Annotated in this window: 14 protein-coding genes; 8 read left to right on the forward strand and 6 right to left on the reverse strand. The window is 71.2% G+C overall.

Annotation, left to right across the window (positions count from 1 at the left end; all coding sequences use genetic code 11):
- Positions 1–29: 29 nt before the first annotated feature.
- The 5 genes from IEY88_RS11355 (at position 30) to IEY88_RS11375 (ending at position 5,783) form a co-directional block, all read left to right on the forward strand.
- Positions 30–959, forward strand: coding sequence for a patatin-like phospholipase family protein (locus tag IEY88_RS11355; RefSeq protein WP_189154654.1), 930 nt, complete (start codon positions 30–32; stop codon positions 957–959).
- 520 nt (positions 960–1,479) lie between these two features.
- Positions 1,480–2,055 (forward strand): TetR/AcrR family transcriptional regulator, encoded by a 576-nt coding sequence (locus IEY88_RS11360; RefSeq protein ID WP_189154655.1) that lies wholly within the window; start codon positions 1,480–1,482, stop codon positions 2,053–2,055.
- Positions 2,052–3,443, forward strand: coding sequence for an amidase (locus IEY88_RS11365; RefSeq protein WP_189154656.1), 1,392 nt, complete (start codon positions 2,052–2,054; stop codon positions 3,441–3,443). Before IEY88_RS11360 ends, IEY88_RS11365 begins: the two co-directional genes overlap by 4 nt.
- Entirely contained in the window at positions 3,440–4,306 is an 867-nt protein-coding gene (locus tag IEY88_RS11370) for an alpha/beta fold hydrolase (protein WP_189154657.1), read from the forward strand. Before IEY88_RS11365 ends, IEY88_RS11370 begins: the two co-directional genes overlap by 4 nt.
- 4 nt (positions 4,307–4,310) lie before the next feature.
- Entirely contained in the window at positions 4,311–5,783 is a 1,473-nt protein-coding gene (locus IEY88_RS11375) for an amidase (protein WP_189154658.1), read from the forward strand.
- On the opposite strand, the gene IEY88_RS11380 is transcribed toward IEY88_RS11375, so the two are convergent.
- A complete protein-coding gene (locus IEY88_RS11380; RefSeq protein ID WP_189154659.1) occupies positions 5,773–6,723 on the reverse strand; it encodes an alpha/beta fold hydrolase in 951 nt (316 codons plus the stop codon). The two genes, IEY88_RS11375 and IEY88_RS11380, sit on opposite strands and share 11 nt — an antisense overlap.
- Before the next feature lie 67 nt (positions 6,724–6,790).
- Between IEY88_RS11380 and IEY88_RS11385 the strand changes: the two genes are divergently transcribed.
- Positions 6,791–7,372, forward strand: coding sequence for a helix-turn-helix domain-containing protein (locus IEY88_RS11385; protein ID WP_268241228.1), 582 nt, complete (start codon positions 6,791–6,793; stop codon positions 7,370–7,372).
- Here the strand turns inward: IEY88_RS11385 and IEY88_RS11390 are convergent.
- Complete coding sequence (locus tag IEY88_RS11390; RefSeq protein WP_189154661.1) at positions 7,359–8,576, reverse strand: MFS transporter; 1,218 nt, start codon at positions 8,574–8,576, stop codon at positions 7,359–7,361. The genes IEY88_RS11385 and IEY88_RS11390 overlap by 14 nt on opposite strands.
- 122 nt (positions 8,577–8,698) lie before the next feature.
- Between IEY88_RS11390 and IEY88_RS11395 the strand changes: the two genes are divergently transcribed.
- Entirely contained in the window at positions 8,699–9,352 is a 654-nt protein-coding gene (locus IEY88_RS11395; protein WP_189154662.1) for a winged helix-turn-helix transcriptional regulator, read from the forward strand.
- On the opposite strand, the gene IEY88_RS11400 is transcribed toward IEY88_RS11395, so the two are convergent.
- From IEY88_RS11400 to IEY88_RS11410, 3 genes are read right to left on the reverse strand one after another with little or no spacing between them, the layout of a single operon-like run.
- The gene (locus IEY88_RS11400) at positions 9,330–10,694 is read right to left on the reverse strand and encodes a carboxyl transferase domain-containing protein (protein WP_189154663.1); all 1,365 of its coding nucleotides are present in this window, start codon (positions 10,692–10,694) and stop codon (positions 9,330–9,332) included. The genes IEY88_RS11395 and IEY88_RS11400 overlap by 23 nt on opposite strands.
- Positions 10,678–12,084 (reverse strand): acyl-CoA synthetase, encoded by a 1,407-nt coding sequence (locus tag IEY88_RS11405; protein WP_189154664.1) that lies wholly within the window; start codon positions 12,082–12,084, stop codon positions 10,678–10,680. The genes IEY88_RS11400 and IEY88_RS11405 overlap by 17 nt, the downstream gene beginning before the upstream one ends.
- A 4-nt stretch (positions 12,085–12,088) precedes the next feature.
- Positions 12,089–13,411 (reverse strand): SLC13 family permease, encoded by a 1,323-nt coding sequence (locus IEY88_RS11410; protein ID WP_189154665.1) that lies wholly within the window; start codon positions 13,409–13,411, stop codon positions 12,089–12,091.
- 130 nt (positions 13,412–13,541) lie between these two features.
- On the opposite strand from IEY88_RS11410, the gene IEY88_RS11415 reads away from it, so the two are divergent.
- Positions 13,542–14,243 (forward strand): FadR/GntR family transcriptional regulator, encoded by a 702-nt coding sequence (locus IEY88_RS11415; RefSeq protein WP_189154666.1) that lies wholly within the window; start codon positions 13,542–13,544, stop codon positions 14,241–14,243.
- Here IEY88_RS11415 and IEY88_RS11420 read toward each other — a convergent pair.
- Complete coding sequence (locus IEY88_RS11420; RefSeq protein ID WP_189154667.1) at positions 14,221–17,205, reverse strand: TIM-barrel domain-containing protein; 2,985 nt, start codon at positions 17,203–17,205, stop codon at positions 14,221–14,223. The two genes, IEY88_RS11415 and IEY88_RS11420, sit on opposite strands and share 23 nt — an antisense overlap.
- Positions 17,206–17,259: the final 54 nt, after the last annotated feature.

Raw genomic sequence — 17,259 nt, forward strand, 5'->3', positions numbered from 1 at the left:
CCCGGGAACCGCGCAGATAGGGTTTCGGCATGACCGTTCTCGACTTGCTGCGTGAGCGCAGGCAGCACCAAAGCGTTCCAGGACAACGGGAGGACGACGCCCGCCTGGTCCTGCTGGTCGAAGGCGGCAGCTCGCGCGGTGTCTACTCCAGCGGCATGACGGTCGCGATCGAACGCCTCGGCCTGCTCCCGCTCTTCGACGCCGTCTACGGCAGCTCGGCGGGCTCGCTGAACGCCGCCTGGCTGCTGTGCGGCCGCGCAGACCGGAGCAAGCACGCGTGGTGGGACCCGGCCGTCATGCGCACGACGATCAACCCGCGCCGCGCGTTCAGCCGCCGCCCGGTCGTGGACACCCGGCACCTCGTCCACACGATCTACACCGAGGTCCACCCGATGGGGTTCCAGGAGATCCTCGACAACCCCGTCGAGTTCCACCCGATGGCCACCGACGGCCTCACCGGCGAGCCGGTGGACTTGCACTCCCACGTCCGCGACCAGCTGAGCCTGCAGACCGCGCTGCGGGCCTCGACCGCGATGCCGTTCCTCGCCGGCGACCCGGTGGTGATCGACGGCCGCCCGTACGTCGACGCCGGCCTGAGCGAGACGATCCCCGTCGGCACGGCGATCGCGCAGGGCGCCACGCACGTCGTGGCCCTGCGCACGCGGCGCGAGGACGAGTTCCTGGGGACACCGCCGTCGCGGGGTGAACGCTTCGTGCTGTCGCGCTGGTTCGCCCGGCACGCGCCGGGAGTCGTGGCGAACTGGCTGGGCCGCGAGGAGATCCGGGCGCAGGACGAGGAACTGCTCGCCACGCACCCGGCGTGCCTGCAGATCAGGCCGCCGCTCGGGAGCGCGGTGATCGGGCGGACGGAGCGGCGGCCGCAGGTCATGCAGGGCGCGCTGGACGTGGGGGTGGCGGCCGCGATGCGCGATTTGGCGGCGGTCGAGGTGAGCCGCTGACCGCTCAGGTGTAGGCGGGCGGGCTGCGCCGCTGATCGCCTGGGTGTGGGCGGGCCTTCCGCGAGTCACTCGCTGACCGCCGAGGTATGGGCAGGCCGGCTGCGAGTCAGGCCGCTGACCGCCTGGGTGTGGGCGGGCTGTCCGGCGAGTCACGCGCTGACCGCCCAGGTGTGGGCAGGCGGGCCGCGAACGATGCCGCTGACCTCCCCTGTGCGGGCCATCCAGCCCGAGCCACGCCGCTGACCGCTCGCGTGCGGGCGGCCCGTCCGCGCGTCACGCGCTGATCGCCCAGGTGCGGGCAGGCGGGCCGCCAACCACGCCGCTGACCACCCTTGTGCGGGCCAGTCGGACCGAGTCACGCGCTGACCGCTCACGTGCGTGCAAACCGGCGCGAGGCACGCCGCTGACCTCTCACATGCGGGCAGGCCGGCCGCGAGCCACGCCGCTGACCCGCCCTTGTGCGGGCCCGCCGCCCCCTCTACGGTATCGCAACAACCTGTTGCGAATTGGAGGGCTGCCGGTGGCGGGGCGACCGCGGGATCCCGAGCTCGAACAGCGGTTGCTGGCGACCGCGTGGTCGCTGCTGACCTCGAACGGCTACGACGCGCTGGCGTTGACGCAGGTCGCGGCCCAGGCGGGGGCCCACAGGACCGATGTCTACCGGCGCTGGCGCAGCAAGGTGCGGCTGGTGGCGGACGTGCTCGACGCGTACCTGCCGCCCGTGCCGGACCCGGACACCGGCACGCTGCTCGGCGACCTCAGGGCGTTCGCGGAGGACCTGGCCGGCGCCTGGAACGAGCCGTGGAACGACGGCCTGGTCGGCTTCCTCGCGGACCTGCGCGGGGACGGTGAGGCCGAGCGGACGTTCCGCGCGCTGGTCTCGCGCCGGTCGCAGCCGCTGGTCGACGCGATCGCGCGGGCGGTGCGGCGGGGGGAGATCGCCGAGGTGCCGGAGCTGCCGTTCGTCGGCAACCTGCTCGAAGGCCCGCTGATGCACCGGCGGATGTTCGGTGGCGCGCCGCTGACGTCCGACGAGCTCGACGTGGTCACGTGGTCGGTGCACCGCCTGCTGACCGGGGCCGCGGTGAAGCCATGAGCCTGCACGAACTCACGGCGGCGCAGCAGCTGCAAGCATTGCGCGCCAAGGAGATCAGCTCCCGCGAACTGACCGAGCACTACCTGAACCGCACCGAGCGGCACGCGGACCTCGGCGCGTTCGTGACGCTCAACGAGAACGCGACGAAAGAGGCCGCGCGCGCGGACGAGCGGCTCGCGCAGGGGGATCAGGCCGCGCTGCTCGGACTGCCGCTGGGCATCAAGGACCTCGCCGCGACGGCGGGAATCCGCACGACGTTCGGGTCAGCGGCACTGGCGAGGACCGTGCCGTCGCAGGACTCCTGGACGGTCGGGTTGCTGCGGCAGGCGGGCGCGGTCGTGCTGGGCAAGACGAACACGTCGGAGTTCGGCGCCACCTGCTACACCGAGAACGACGTCACGCCACGCCCGGCCGTGACCCCTTACGCCCCAACGCGTTACTCGAGCGGGTCGAGCGGTGGCGCGGCGACAGCGGTCGCAGCAGGTCTGTTGCCCGTGGCGCACGCCAGCGACGGCGCGGGCTCGATCCGCACGCCCGCCGCCACCTGCCACCTCGTCGGGATGAAGCCGAGCCGCGGGCTGGTGAGTCCGGCGCCCGCCAGCTCGTTCCTCGTCGCGAGCACCGAGGGACCGATCGCGCGCACGGTCGAGGACGCGGCACTCCTGCTGGACGTGATGGCGTCACCCGCGCCCGGCGACCTGTACGGGTGGCGCCACGAGGGTGGCTTCTCCTCGGTGCTCCGGCGCAAACTAAAGATCGCCCTGTGGACCGACACCGGCACCGACGAGGACACGGACCCGCAGGCGGAACTGGCCGTGCGGCGCACCGCGGAGGTGCTGATCGGACTCGGCCACGTGGTGCGGGAGATCCCGCTGCCCGCGCGCTGGGACGAGCCCGTGAGCCGCGCGGTCCTGGTCTGGTTCGCCTACCAGGTGGCCGCCGTCGCCCGGCTGGTCGTGCCGCCGGAGCGCACCCACCTGCTGCGGCCGTACTCCCGGCACCTCCTCGACGTCAACGAGACGTTGTCCGCCAACGACATCGTCTCCGCGCAGACCCTGCTCGCCCGCTACGCCAGCACGTTCCTGGCCGCGGTCGACGGCTACGACGTCGTGCTCACGCCCACGACGAACGGCCCGCCGGTGCCGATCGGCCACTACACCGGCGACGAGGCGGACCTGATGCTGAAGTGGTCCTGCCACACGCCGTGGGCGAACCTCGCCGGTGTGCCCGCGATCTCGCTCCCGTCGCATGTGGACGACAACGGACTGCCGCACGGCGTGCACCTGGTCGGCCGCAACCGGCAGGACGCCGAACTGCTCGCTCTCGCCGCACAACTGGAAAGCGCGGCGCTGTGGGACGAGCTCCACCCTCCGAGCTGGCACCGGTGAAAGACCTCGCGATGCAGGAGAAGAGCGTCACCCTGCCGGACGGGCGGGTGATCCGCGCGGTCACGGCGGGGGAGGGCCCCGGGCCGCTGGTCGTCTTCGAGGCAGGGATGAGCGCGCCCGGTTCGTCCTGGATCCACACCCAACGCGAGGTGAGCGCGCGGTACCGCACGCTGTCCTACGACCGCGCGGGCTACGGCGGCAGCGACGTCGACCCGCACGACCGCACGCTCGACCGGATCGCGGACGACCTGACGGCGTTGCTCGACGCTCTCGGCGAGACCGCGCCGGTGCTGCTCGTCGGGCACAGCTGGGGCGGGCCGATCATCCGCGTCTTCGCCGATCGGTACCCGGAACGCGTGGCCGGCATGGTGTTCGTGGACGCGACGCTCGCCGAGATCATGTCGACGCGCAACGCGAAGGTCGCGGCCCGGTTCTTCGGCTTCATGGCGCTGCTGGCACGGGTGGGCGGCAAGGGGCTGATCAAGCGGCAGACGTTCCGCAACGGCGTCTCGGCGGAGATCTCCGCGGCCGACGTGGAGGCCATGACGCGCGACTACGCCACCGCGCGGGCCATGAAAGCGGGCAGCAGGGAAGCCGCGCAGATCTCGTCCGCGCTGCCCGTGCTGCGCCGCGTGCAGGAGAAAGGCACCCCGGACGTGCCGGTGGTCTGCCTGCAGGCGGGGCTGGTCGAGAAGGGGATGGCGAAGTGGCGCCCGCTGTTCAACCAGTACGCGGCCGACCTGATGGACGCCGCACCGCAGGGGAAGATGATCGTCGTCGAGGGTGCGGGGCACCTCATCCCCCAGGAAACACCGGCGGTGGTGCGGGACACCGTCTTCTCGGTGGCCGAGCAGCTACCTTGAGCGCGTGGACTTCGACGAGTACCGGAAGTACGACGCCACCGGGCTGGCCCGGCTCGTCGCGGACAAGCAGGTGTCCGCGGCTGAACTCCTCGCGGTGGCGAGGGAACGCGCCGCCGAGGTGAACCCGCGGCTCAACGCGATCGTCCGGGACGTGCCCGCCGAACCGTCGGACGACCTCACCGGGCCGTTCGCCGGCGTGCCGTTCCTGATCAAGGACCTCGGCCAGGACCACGCGGGCCTGCCGACCTCGAACGGCTCGAACTCGCTGAAGGCGTTGAAGGTCGCCTCCCACTCGACGGTCGTGCGGCGCTGGATCGACGCCGGCCTGGTGATCTTCGGCAAGACGAACCTGCCGGAGTTCGGCGCGAAGGCGATCAGCGAGTCGGTCGCGTGGGGTCCCGCGCGCAACCCGTGGGACCTGACCCGGACTCCCGGCGGGTCGTCGGGCGGGTCGGCCGCCGCGGTCGCCGCCGGGATCGTGCCCTGCGCGGGTGCCAACGACGGTGGTGGCTCGACCCGCATCCCGGCCGCGTGCTGCGGGCTCGTCGGGCTGAAGCCGGGACGTGGCCTCATGCCGTTCGGGCCGGAGACCGCCGAGATGATGCACGGCGCGGCGGTGCAGGGCGTCGTCTCTCGCACGGTCCGCGACACGGCCGCGATGCTCGACGTCATCTGCGGCGGTGAGCCGGCCGGGCCGTACTCTCCCGCGCTGCCCCCGGAGCCGTTCGCCTCGTACGTCGGCCAGGAGCCCGGCAAGCTGCGGATCGGCGTGCGGGTGCCGTCGGCGATCAACCCGAACCCGCACCCCGAGGCGGTCGCGGCCGTCGCGTCCGCCGTCCGCGTGCTCACCGACCTCGGTCACCACGTCGAGGAACTGCCGCAGGCGCCGTTCGACGACGCGGTGCTGGCCAAGGACTTCCTGCTGACGTGGTTCGTGAACCTCGCGTGGAAGGTCGCCGACGCCAAGCGCCTGACCGGGGCGCCGGACGTCGCGTTCGAACGCGACACGCTGCTCATGGCCGCGCTGGGACGGGCCACGAGCAGCGTCGACTACGTGGACGCGGTGCAACGGCGGCACGAGCACACCCGCCGCCTCAGCACGTTCTTCGAGTCCTACGACCTGCTGCTGACGCCGACGCTCGCGACCCCGCCGCCGAAGGTCGGCCAGTTCGACCTGCCGGTGTCGTTGCAACGCGCTACCGACGTGCTGCTCAAGACCGGCACCGCCCGGTTCCTCAAGCACACCAAGATCGTCGACGACATGATCTCCGACAACCTCGGCTGGGTGCCGTACACGCAGCTCGCGAACATCACCGGCAGGCCCGCGCTCTCGCTGCCGCTGCACTGGACGGCGGACGGGCTGCCGCTCGGCGTCCAGTTCGTCGCGCCGCTCGCGGGGGAGGCGCTGCTGATCAAGCTCGCGGCGCAGCTGGAGGAAGCGCTGCCGTGGGACGACCGGTTCCCGGTCATGAGCTGAGGAAGCGCAGCAGTTCGGCGGTGACGAACCCCGGGTTCTCCTCGACGAGCCAGTGTCCCGCGTTCGGGACGTCGAGCGTGCGCACGATGTTCGTCATCCGCGGCGCCGCCGTGCCCTTGATCGCCTCGGCCTGACCCTCCGCGGCCATGACCAGGGTCGGTGCCTGGACGGGCTGCGCGGCCTCGGTGTCGCGGACGTCCTGGTCGAGGGCGCGGTAGAGCTCGAAGCCGTTCTTCAGGGTGGTGCCGTAGGTGCGCGCGTACTCGTCGATCTCCTTGTCGTCGAACGGGGACGTGGTCGACGTGCCGCCGAAAGCGCTGCCCTGGTAGGAGACCTGCGGGTAGAAGAGCTTCAGGTAGTCGCGGACGTCGTTCTGGACGACGGTCTCGGGGACCTGCGGCTGTGAGTGGAACGCGATGTGCCAGCTCAGGCCGCGGTAGGTGCGTGCGTCGATCGCGGGGCCCGGCAGCGGCAGGTCGAGGTAGCCCAGCCGGGCGGTGTCCTCGGGGAACTGGCTGGCGTACTGGAACGCGACGGCCGCGCCGAGGTCGTGGCCGACGACAGAAGGGTCTTCCAGGCCGAGCTCGCTGGTCAGCGCGTGGACGTACCGGGCGAGCGTGGCCTTGTCGTAGCTCTTCGGCGTGCCGGTGCTGTCGCCGAGTCCGGGCAGGTCGAGGGCGTAGACGGTGTGGCGTTCGGCGAGGGCGGGCATGATCGGCCACCAGCCGTACCAGGTCTGCGGCCAGCCGTGGATCAGCACCACGGGGCTGCCGGTGCCGCCCTTCACGTAGTGCATCCGCAGGCCGTCGACGTCAGCGAACTCGTGCCGGAAGGTCTGCTGGAACACCGGGTCGTCCTCGGTGACGGTGGAGTGGGACGGGGTTTCCGCGGTGGAGCAGGCGGTGATCACGAGCAGTAGGGCGAGTACAAGGCGTTTCATGTCGTCAGCGTGCAATGCGGTTGCTGTTTGTGGCACGAAAACTTGCCAGTGTGGCAAGCTCGGCCTCGTGAACACCGAAGACGTTCTCGACGGGGTGGGCGCGCGGCTGCGGACGATGCGCCGGCACCGCGGCATCACCCTCGCCGACCTCGCGACGACCACCGGGATCTCCGAGAGCACCCTGTCCCGGCTGGAGAGCGGGCAGCGCCGGGCCACGCTGGAACTGCTGCTGCCGTTGTCGCGCGTCTACGACGTGCCGCTGGACGACCTCGTCGGCGCCCCGCGGACCGGCGACCCGCGCATCCACCTCAAGCCGATCCACAAGTACGGCATGACGTTCGTGCCGTTGTCGCGGCGGCCGGGCGGGGTGCAGTCGTTCAAGATGCTCATCCCCGCCGTGCCCGAGCCGCTGGAGCCCGCGTTGAAGACGCACGACGGGTTCGAGTGGCTCTACGTCCTGAATGGACGGTTGCGGCTCGTGCTGGACGACCTCGACCTGACGTTGCCGCCCGGTGAGGCCGCCGAGTTCGACACCGCGAAACCGCACTGGCTGGGCAGCGCGGACGGCGGCGCGGTCGAGCTGCTGATCCTGTTCGACCCCCAGGGGGTGCGCACGCACGTCCACGCCGACCGGATCACCTCCGGTTGAGGCGCGCCGTCCCGATGACGCCGGCGAGCGTCACGATCGCGACGACCACCCCGTACCCGATCGCCGTGGTCACCGCGCCGGCGACACCGATGAACAGCCCCGCGACGATCGCCGCGCTGCCCATCGCGAGATAACCGACGAAGAAGATCGCGGTGAACAACCCGGCGCGTTCGTGCGGCGCGACCTCGGGCACGAGCCCGCGGGTCGTCCCGGCGAACGAGGCGCCGATCCCGCCGCCCCCGACGACCGCGGCCGCCCAGAGCAACGGCAGTGAGGTGGCGCCGATGCTGCCGATGAAGAGGACGGCGCCCAGGACCATCGCGACCATGCCACCGAGCCGGAGGTGTGGCGCCTTCAGGCCACTGCTGAACGCGGAGGCCACAGTGGACGCTCCGAGCGCGACGAAAGCCAGCAGTGAACCGACGATCGGACTCTTCACGGCGAACACCGCGACGAGCAACGCGGGCACGAGCCCCATGAACGCCGTCATCGTCATGAACCCGCCGACGATGCCGGGAACCGAGGTCCAGTAGAGCCTGCGCACCTGCGCCGGCAGTGAAATGCGGGGGTTCAGCGACGCCACCGCACCGGGCTTGCGCGTCGCGGTCTCCGGCGTGAAGACGGCGAACAGCGTCCCGGCTGCCATGACGATCGCGAGCACCAGCCACACCTCGAACGCCGCGTCGGTCGCGAACTCGGCCAGCAGCCCCGCGAAGAGCGCGCCGATCGCCAGCCCGCCCAGCGGCGCCATGCTCGTCATCTGCGCGCCGAGCTTCTTGAACTTCTCGGGTGCAAGCTCCACAACGGCGGCGCTGAGCGCACTGGACGCCGCGCCAGTGGCGACACCCTGCACGACCCGTGCCGCGATGACCCAGCCGATGCTCGGCGCGAACAGGAACATCACCATCGCGACGAGGTCGACGGCCAGCGCCGCGATCATCAGCGGCCGCCGTCCCACGTAGTCCGACAGCGACCCGATCACCAGGATCGCGATGAGCAACGAGAACGCGTAGATGCCGAACGCGAGGGTCAGCACCCACGGCGCGAACCCCCATTGGTGCTGGTAGATCGGCAGCAACGGCGTCGGCGCGCCGGCCGCCACGAGGATCACGACCATCGCGGCCGAGATGCCCGCGAAGCCGACGCCGCGTGACAGCAACGGCCTGCGCGCGGCCGTGTCGGTGCGTTCGAGCAGTGCGGTCATCGCCTGTCCTTCGGAGTCCGGGAGCGGTGTGGGACGACGGTAAACCTGCTCACTTCGTTTTTGCAAGTGAGCTTTGAGTCACGCAGCTGGCTAGCTTTAGACAAGCTTGCTATGGTTTGGGCATGAAGCGACGTGACTTCGGCCAGTACTGCGGCCTCGCCCGCGCACTGGAGCTGGTGGGCGAACGGTGGGCGTTGCTGATCGTCCGCAACCTCGTCGTCCGGCCGCGCCGCTACACGGAGCTGCAGACGGGCCTGGCAGGCATCCCGACGAACGTCCTGGCCACCCGCCTGAAAGAGCTGGAGCAGTCGGGCATCGTCGAACGCCAGGTGGCCCCCGCACCCGCGCGCGGCGTCGTCTACGCCCTGACCCCGGTGGGCCAGTCGCTGGAACCGGCCCTGCTGTCGCTGGCCCGCTGGGGCGCGACGCAGCTGGGCGAACCGCAGGAAGGCGACGTCGTCACACCGGAGGGCATGGTGCTGAACCTGCGCGCCGTCTTCCAGTCCGGTGAAGCGGCCGGCCTGACCGCGTCGTGGGAGATCCACGTCCGCGACACTGTGGTGCACGCCGTGCTCGACGACGGCTCGTTGCTCACGGGCCTCGGCCCCGCCCCGGCCGGGCCCGACCTGACCATCACCGTGTCTCTGGGCGACGACGTGCTGTCGTCCTACCGCGCGATCGTCGGGTCGATGCGGGACGGCGAGGTCGAGCTGAACGGCGACCGGAAGCTGCTCGGCACGTTCCTGCGGGTGTTCACCGTTCCACGCTTGGGCTGAGCTGGGCGATTCCCCGCGCCACGCCCAGCTCGACCAGGTCCTGGGGCCGCAACCGCAGTTCGTCGGCCGTCTGCCGCGCCCGTGCCGGTTCCCGCTTGAGGATCGCGGCCGCCAGCTCCGGTGAGATCACCGCGAGGTAGCTGTCCGGCGTCACCCACATCCGGTCCGGCGCGGCGAACGCGAGCGCGCCACCGGACCCGCCCTCACCGATCAACAGCGTCGTCACCGGCACGCTCACCTCGGCGACCGCGGTGAACATGTCGGCGATCGCCGCTCCCACCCCGGCCTTCTCGGCGGCCGCGTCGTTGGCCGCGCCCGGTGTGTCGACGAGCGTCAGCACCGGGATCCCCAGCCGGTTCGCCAGGCGCACGAGCCGCGCCGCCGTCCGGAACCCGGCCGGTCTCGTCGCCGTGCCGCACTGTGCCGCGTAGGCGACGGTGCGGCCGCCCCGAAGCCCGAAGCCGCACAGCACACCGGGATCGACCCCGCCGGCGCGGTCGCCGTTGATCGGCTCGTGCCAGTCGAAGTAGGCCTGGAGGTACTGCTTCGCGCGCGGCCGCCCCAGCGCGCGAGCGTTCACCACCGCGTCCCAGCCCGTCGCCGGCGTCGTCACCTGTCCCAGTGCCCCCGGCACCTCAGCGGTGTCACCGGGCGATGTGAGCAGCCGCAGCCAGCGTTCCAGCCTGCCGCGCAGCTCGCCGGACGGCAGCAGCTGGTCGACCAGCCCGGCCGCGAACTGCTGCGTCACCGAGTACCCCGGCGGCCGCACCCGCGACCCGGCGAACCCGACCTGGGCGCCGCGCAACCCGAGCACGACGTCGGCACCCGCGCCGAGGGTGGCCCAGCCGCCGCCGGTGGTGGGATCGCGCAGCACGGAGACGTGCGGCAGCCCGGCGGCGCGGGTCAGCGTGATCTGCCGCGCGATCCGGGGCAGCTGCATCAACGCGGGGGTGCCCTCCTGCATGCGGCTGCCGCCCGTCGCGACCAGGGACACGACCGGCAGCCGGTGCTCACGGGCGTGGGTGAAGGCCTGCTCGATGCGCGCGCCGGTGCGGGTGCCGAGCGAGCCGCCGAGGAAACCGAACTCGAACGCGACCAGCACGGCCCGCACACCGCCGATCTCCGCGACGCCGCAGACGACGGACTCCTGTTCGCCCGTCAGCTCGGCCGCGCGGGAGAGCTGGTCGTCGTAGCCGGTCCAGCCGAGCGGCCCGCCGGCCGCCGGAGCGGCGCCGGGCAGCACACCATCCACTTCGGACAGCACCGACTCGTCCGGCAACTCGGCGAACGACGACGCCACCCTCCCGATCAGGTCGCGGGCCGCCTCACGTCCGCAGGGCACGTTTCATCACCTTGCCCATGTCGTTGCGCGGCAACGACTCCACGAACCGCACCACCCGAGGCCGCTTGTGCGGCGTGAGCAGGCGGGCGACGTGGTCCGCCAGTTCAGCGGGGGAGGGCTGGGCGTCGGAGGGCACCACCCACGCGACGATCCGCTCGCCCAGGTCGTCGTCGGGCTCGCCGGTCACCGCGACCTCCTTCACCCCGGGGTGCTCCAGCAGGGCGTTCTCGATCTCGCCCGCGCCGATCTTGTAGCCGCCGCTCTTGATGATGTCCGTGGCCTTGCGCCCGACGATGCGGTAGTAGCCGTCGTCGTCGCGGGTGCCGACGTCGCCGGTGCGGAACCAGCCGTCCGCGAACGCCTCCGCGGTGGCGTCGGGCCGGTTCAGGTACTCGGTGAACAGGTTCGGCCCGCGCACCTGGATCTCGCCGATCGCGCCCGCGTCTCCGAGCGTCAGACCGCCGTCGTCGACCAGCCGCACCTCGACACCCGGCAGCGGCAGGCCGACCGCGCCCGGCCTGCGGTCGCCGTCCGCGCGGACGCTGGTGTTCATGAGCGTCTCGGTCATGCCGTACCGCTCGACCACGCGCTGGCCGGTCGCGGCGGCGATCCGCTCGTGGTCGCGCACCGGCAACGCCGCCGAGCCCGACACCAGCAACCGCGCCTTGCCCAGCGCGGCGGCGAGGGCGGGAGCGGAGCCGACCTCCTCGGCGATCCGGTGGTACATCGTCGGGACGCCGAACATCATCGTGCCGTCCCCGTTCAGCGCCTCCACCACGGCGTCGGTGGAGAACTTGCCCAGGTGGTGCAGGGAACCGCCGCGCCGCAACGGACCGAGCACGCCGAGGATCAGCCCGTGCACGTGGAACAACGGCAACGCGTGCACCAGCACGTCCTCGGAGGTCCATTCCCAGGCCTGCGCGACCGCGTCCAAAGTGGACGTGATCGCACGGCGCGGCAGCACGACGCCCTTCGGCGCCCCGGTGGTGCCGGAGGTGTAAACGATCAGCGCGGGAGCCTCGTCACCGGGTTCGGTGAACGGTTCGACATCCCCACCGTCGAGCGTGACGTCCCGCCGTGGCACGGAGTCCAGGCCCGCGGGCAGCACGACCCCAGGAGCGGCGAGGACGTTCGCGGGCGCGCTGTCGGCCACGATGTGCGCGAGCTCGCGTTCGCCGACCTTCGGGTTGAGCGGCACGGCGGGCACCCCGGCGAGCAGGGCGGCGACCACCGCGACGCAGGTCTCCAGCGAGGGCGTCGCCCACACGGCGACCCGGGGGAAGCCGGCCAGCTGCCGCGCCAGGGCTCCGGCGCAGGCAGCGAGTTCGGCGTGGGTGAGGGCGCGGTCGCCGAAGCGGAGGGCGACGCGGTCGGACTGCAAGGCGAACATCGACTCACCAGATTCCCGGGACGACGAGGGCGAGCCACACCAGCGGCGGCGCTGCCGCGACCATGATCCCGCCGTAGACCATCAGCTGCTTGAAGAACTTGTCGCGGTCGACGTCCTGCGCACCGGCCAGCACCAGGGCACCGTTGGTGGAGAACGGACTCACGTCGACCACGGTCGCCGACACCGCCAGCGCCGCGATCAGGCCGATCGCGCTGACCTCACCCTGCAACAGGAACGGCACGGCCAGCGGGATCAACGCGCCCATGATGCCGACCGACGAGGCGAACGCCGACACGATCGCACCGATGTAGCAGATCAGCAAGGCCGCGAGCAGGGGAGCGCCGACACCGGCCACCGAGTCGCCCGCCCACTTGATCGTGCCCATCGTCTGCAGCACGGCGACGTAGGTGAGGATGCCGCAGATCAGCAGCACGGTCGGCCAGGTGATCTGGTTGATCGCCTGCTTCGAGGTCTCCGGCCACACGACGCTGAGCAGCACGGCGACGGTGATGGCGGCGAGGCCGACGTCGAGGTCGAACACCAGCGCCGCCACGACGAGCGCCGCGAGGCCGATCAGGGTGGCGAGGCGGGGCGCGGTGAGGGTGACGCGCTCCTCGGGCTCGGTGCCGTCACCAGCACTTTCACCCGAGCCACCGCTGCCGCCGGCAGTGGTTCCGTTTCCGTCGCCCACCTTCACCAACGCGTCCGCGGCCAGCGGCTGCCGAGCGAGCCTCATCCCGCCCAGCGCCACGAACACCACCACGGCGATCAGCAGGTTCACCACGAGGCTGGCCAGGAACAGCACGACCTCGTTGCCCGGCAACCCTTCCTTGGCCACGATGCCGTTCACGATCGTGCCGTAGATGCTGATCGGCGAGAACCCGCCCGCCTGCGCGCCGTGCACGACCATCACGCCCATGAGCAGCGGGCTGATCTTGTACTTGGCCGCGAACCCCATCGCGATCGGTGCCACGATCGCGACCGCGGCCGGGCTCACCGCGCCGATCGCCGTCAGCACGCCGGTGATCGCGAACATCACCCACGGCATCAACGCGATCCGCCCGCCGACCAGCCGGATCGCCATGTGCACCAGCCAGTCCGTGGTGCCGTTGGCGCGGGCGATGGCGAACAGGAACGTCACCCCGACCAGCACGACGAACAGCGAGCCGGGGAAGCCCTTGAAGATGTCGTCGGCCTTCATATCCGCGACCAGCGTGCCGACCCCGAAGGCCGCGGCGAAGGCGAGCGCACCCATGTTGATCGACCTGGTCGTGGCGATGACGAACACCACGACCAGCACGAGTATCGAGATCAGTTCGGCGGACATGCGGGGCTCCCGTCGTTGGGGCTGTCCGGTGGCTCGGTGGCCAAGTGGATGAGCCACTTTCCGCCCGCAGTCCGGTCGCTGTCAAGAGGTGGCCTAGTGGCTGAGCCACTTGACCGGTTATCCTGGGCAGATGTCCGAGGCGCTGCGGCCGATGGTGAAGTCCCGCCTGTACGAGCAGGTGCTCGAACGGCTGCGCGCGCACGTCGCCGAGGCCGGTCTCCAGGCGGGGGACAGGCTGCCCGCCGAACGCGACCTCGCCGCGAGCCTCGGGGTCAGCCGCGCGTCGGTCAAGCAGGCGATCGTGGTGCTGGAGGTCCAGGGCCTGGTCGAGGCGCGGCACGGTGGCGGCACGTACCTGGTGCGCGACACCCTCGACGTCGAACCGGTCGAGCAGCTCGTCGAACGCCGCAAGCGCCTGCCCGAGGTGCTGGAGGCCCGCGAGGCACTCGAGACGAAGCTCGCCGAGCTCGCCGCCGAACGCCGCACGGACGCCGAGCTGGAGACGATCCGCGAGGCGCTGGACCACATGCGCGAGGAGATCGCCGGCGGCGACAACGGCGTGGAAGGGGATCGCCGCTTCCACGCCGCCGTCACCGCCGCCGCGCACAGCTCGCTGCTGGCCGACTTCATGAAGACCATCGCCGGTCAGATCACCGAGAGCCGCACCGAGTCGCTGCGCCAGCCGGGCCGTCCGTCCCGCTCACTGGCGCAGCACACGGCGATCTACGAGGCCATCGCCGCGGGCGACGCGAAGAAGGCCGCCGCGGCGATGCGCAAGCACGTCCGGACCGTCGCGAAGGTCCGGCTGCTCACCTGGGTGCCCGAAGACTGATCACCGGCCAGCCCGAGCCCTGCACCGTCCGGCTGGAGCCGTCCCGCTCGTGCACCACGACCGTCCACTTCCGCTTGGACGGCGAGGACGACTGCACGATCAGGACGTCACCGGCCTGCTTGATCCGCGTGCGCTTGCCCTTGTCCTCGTACAACGTGAACTCGCCCTTGGCGCCCGCCGTCACGTGCACGGTCAGCGCGTCCACCGGGTTCTTCGCGTCGTTGGAGACGTCGGCACTGCGCTCGACCAGCACGCCACCCGACCGCATGAACACCGGCATGGTGTCGAGGCCCGCGCTGACGGTCGCCCAGGTGTTGCCCTGGTACACCTGTCCGGTGAAGTAGTCCGTCCACTGGCCGGGCGGGAACCAGACCCGCGTCGAACCGACGTCACCGGGCGTGGTGATCGGCGCGACCAGCAGGTCGGGCCCGAGCAGGAACTGGCTGTCCACTGTGGAGTAGGCCTCCGGGCTGCCGGGGTACTCGAGCCACGCCGGCCGCTGGAGCGGCACACCCGTCCGCTGGGCCTGCTCCGCCAGCGAGTAGATGTACGGCACGAGCCGTTCCCGCAGGTTCAGGAACTTCGTCGCCGACGCCTGCGCGGCCGGTCCGTACTGCCACGGCAGCCGGTCGCCGTGGTTGCTGTGCAGCCGCGTGATCGGCTGGAACGCGCCCAGCTGCACCCACCGGGCGTACATGTCGTCCGGCATCTTGGTGGTGTAGCGGACCTGGCCGTTGTCGAGGTAGGTCTCCGAACCCCGCAGCCCGGTGGTGTCGTTGTGGCCGCCGATGTCGTGGCTGATGTTCGACATCCCGGTCGACACCCCCTCGGCGGAGGTGTACCCGATCGTCGCCTTCAGCGTGCCCCACGTCGACGAGGTGTCGCCGGTGAAGTGCAGGGTGGTGCGCTTCTCCGCCCACGGCCCGGTCGGCAACGGCCCGGAGCCGCTGTACCCGCCCGCCTGCAACGAGCCGAACCCGCGCGAGAACGCGAACGCGCCCATCTTCGAGTACTGCTCGTTGATCCACGAGTCCGCGGTCACGCCGCGCTTCGAGGAACCAGAGCCGTCGCAACACCAGTCGAGCCACCAGAAGTCGGTCGGCATCTTCTGGTGCAGCTCGACGTAGGCCCGCAGCTGGTCCGGGTCGGCCCAGTCGAACACGTAGCAGTTCGCGCAGGAACCCTTCGCCAGCTTGCCCTTCGCGGTGGCCTGGGCCTGCGCGAAGTCCGGGTCGTCGCCCTGGATGCTCGGGTGGATGTTCAACGTGCTGTGCAGGCCCTCGCCGTGCGCCCAGTCGAGGAAGCCCTGCGGGTCGGGGAACTTCTGCTGGTCCATCCGCCAGCCGTTCCACAGGTTGTGGCCCTTGAAGTCCGTGTCGACCACCAGGACGTCCAGGGGCACGCCGTGCTCCCGGAACTTCGGCAGGATCCGGTCGCGGTAGTCGGCCGCCGTCCGGTCGATGTACTCGGAGTACCAGACGCCGTAAGCCCAGCGCGGCAACAACTTCGGCCCGCCGGTCAGCGCGGTGAGATCACCGAGCGCGGCCTTGTAGTTGGTGCCGTAGCCGAACACGTACCCGTCCTGGTACGGCTGCGCGCCCCGGTCCACGCGCGGGTTCCCGTCGCGCAGAGCCGAAGGCGTGTCGTCCAGCAGGTACCAGCCGTCGCGGTACATCAGGCCCGGCGTGAGCTGCGGGTCGCCGTTGTTGCCGGTGTACCCGTCGAGCGAACGCCGGTAGCCGCCGAGCGCCAGGTGCTGCGTGGAGGTGTTGACCCCGACGGTGTCGAGGTTGACGTGGCACCCGGTGTCCGGGCACGTGACGGTGAGGTCGGAAGTGCCTGCCGGCAACGAGACCTGGGCCGTCGCCGTGGCCCAGGTGGCCCAGTTCGCCGTGACGGGCAGTGTGACCGGCTGCCCGTTGATCAGCACCGTCCGGGGTTCGTGCTTGCCGTCGCCGCCGACGCCGTTGGCGTAGCGCAGCACCACCGGGTACGTGCCCGTCGCCGGCACGCTGGTCACGCGCTGGCTCAGCCGCGTCCCGCCGACGAGTTCCGCGACGAACCCGGTGCCCGCGAACCCGGCGTGCTCGCCGGCGATCTTGGCAGCACCGCTCACGACGCCGTTCTCGGCCTCGCAGCTCGTGCCGAACCGGCAGTCGTCGACGGCCCGGACAGCGGGATAGGCCTGGTCCGGCGACAGCAAAGCGAGGCTGTCAACGTTGACGTTGCCCGAGTCGGCCGCACCGCGCGTGAGCGAGACGCGGTGTTCACCCGCTGCCAGGTCGACGTCCGTGGAGACCTGCTGCCAGGCGTTCCAGTCCGCCGTCGCGGGCAACGTGATCTGGCGGGGAGCCTGCCCGTCGACGGAGAGCCCGAGGGTGCGGTTCTCGTGCTTGCCGTCACCACCCCGCCCGTTCGCGTACCTCACGACCACCCGGTGCCTGCCCGCGCTCGCCGCGCGCACCGTCGCCGTGATCCCGTTGTTGGTGTACGAGAACCCGGCGACGAACCCCGCACCGGTGGCACCGGGGTGGTCGGCCGCCACGAGCAGGCCCTCGCGCAACTGGTCCTCGGCCTCGCAGAGCTGCCCGGTCGCACAGACCACCCGCCGCCACGGGGACGCGGTCGTGCCACCGGTCTTGATCTCGAGGTTGTCCGCGCGGAACGGCCCGGACCCCACGCGGTACCGCACGGTCATGGCCGACGTGGTGATCGTCAGCCAGCCGTCCCGCACCGCGGAGGTGTAGGCCGTGCGGGGGAAGGTGCGGTTTACAACGTTGTAAGTGGCCTGGTCCTCAAAGCGCCGGTCCCCGGCGAACTCGGAGCGGACCAGGGTGGGGGAGAGGATCTGGAACCTGGCCTGCCCGGAGACGACCGTGCCGTTCGGCTGGGCGGTCGCGGGGGCGGGGAGGGCCAGGCTCAGGAGGGCTAGCAGAGGGACGATCGTCGTGCGTTTCCGCATTCGTGCTCCTCGTCTGACGCCGTCGGCTTCCGAGGTGTTCAGGTAGCTGAACCT

Origin of the sequence: Lentzea pudingi (assembly GCF_014646255.1) — a bacterium.
GTDB classification, from domain to species: domain Bacteria; phylum Actinomycetota; class Actinomycetes; order Mycobacteriales; family Pseudonocardiaceae; genus Lentzea; species Lentzea pudingi.

What these genes read in the sequence shown, in the direction of transcription:
- IEY88_RS11355 (WP_189154654.1), top strand. Translation starts at nt 30, where the DNA reads ATGACCGTTCTCGACTTGCTGCGTGAGCGCAGGCAGCACCAAAGCGTT.
- IEY88_RS11365 (WP_189154656.1), top strand. Translation starts at nt 2,052, where the DNA reads ATGAGCCTGCACGAACTCACGGCGGCGCAGCAGCTGCAAGCATTGCGC.
- IEY88_RS11380 (WP_189154659.1), bottom strand. Translation starts at nt 6,723, where the DNA reads ATGAAACGCCTTGTACTCGCCCTACTGCTCGTGATCACCGCCTGCTCC.
- IEY88_RS11390 (WP_189154661.1), bottom strand. Translation starts at nt 8,576, where the DNA reads ATGACCGCACTGCTCGAACGCACCGACACGGCCGCGCGCAGGCCGTTG.
- IEY88_RS11395 (WP_189154662.1), top strand. Translation starts at nt 8,699, where the DNA reads ATGAAGCGACGTGACTTCGGCCAGTACTGCGGCCTCGCCCGCGCACTG.
- IEY88_RS11405 (WP_189154664.1), bottom strand. Translation starts at nt 12,084, where the DNA reads ATGTTCGCCTTGCAGTCCGACCGCGTCGCCCTCCGCTTCGGCGACCGC.
- IEY88_RS11410 (WP_189154665.1), bottom strand. Translation starts at nt 13,411, where the DNA reads ATGTCCGCCGAACTGATCTCGATACTCGTGCTGGTCGTGGTGTTCGTC.
- IEY88_RS11415 (WP_189154666.1), top strand. Translation starts at nt 13,542, where the DNA reads ATGTCCGAGGCGCTGCGGCCGATGGTGAAGTCCCGCCTGTACGAGCAG.
- IEY88_RS11420 (WP_189154667.1), bottom strand. Translation starts at nt 17,205, where the DNA reads ATGCGGAAACGCACGACGATCGTCCCTCTGCTAGCCCTCCTGAGCCTG.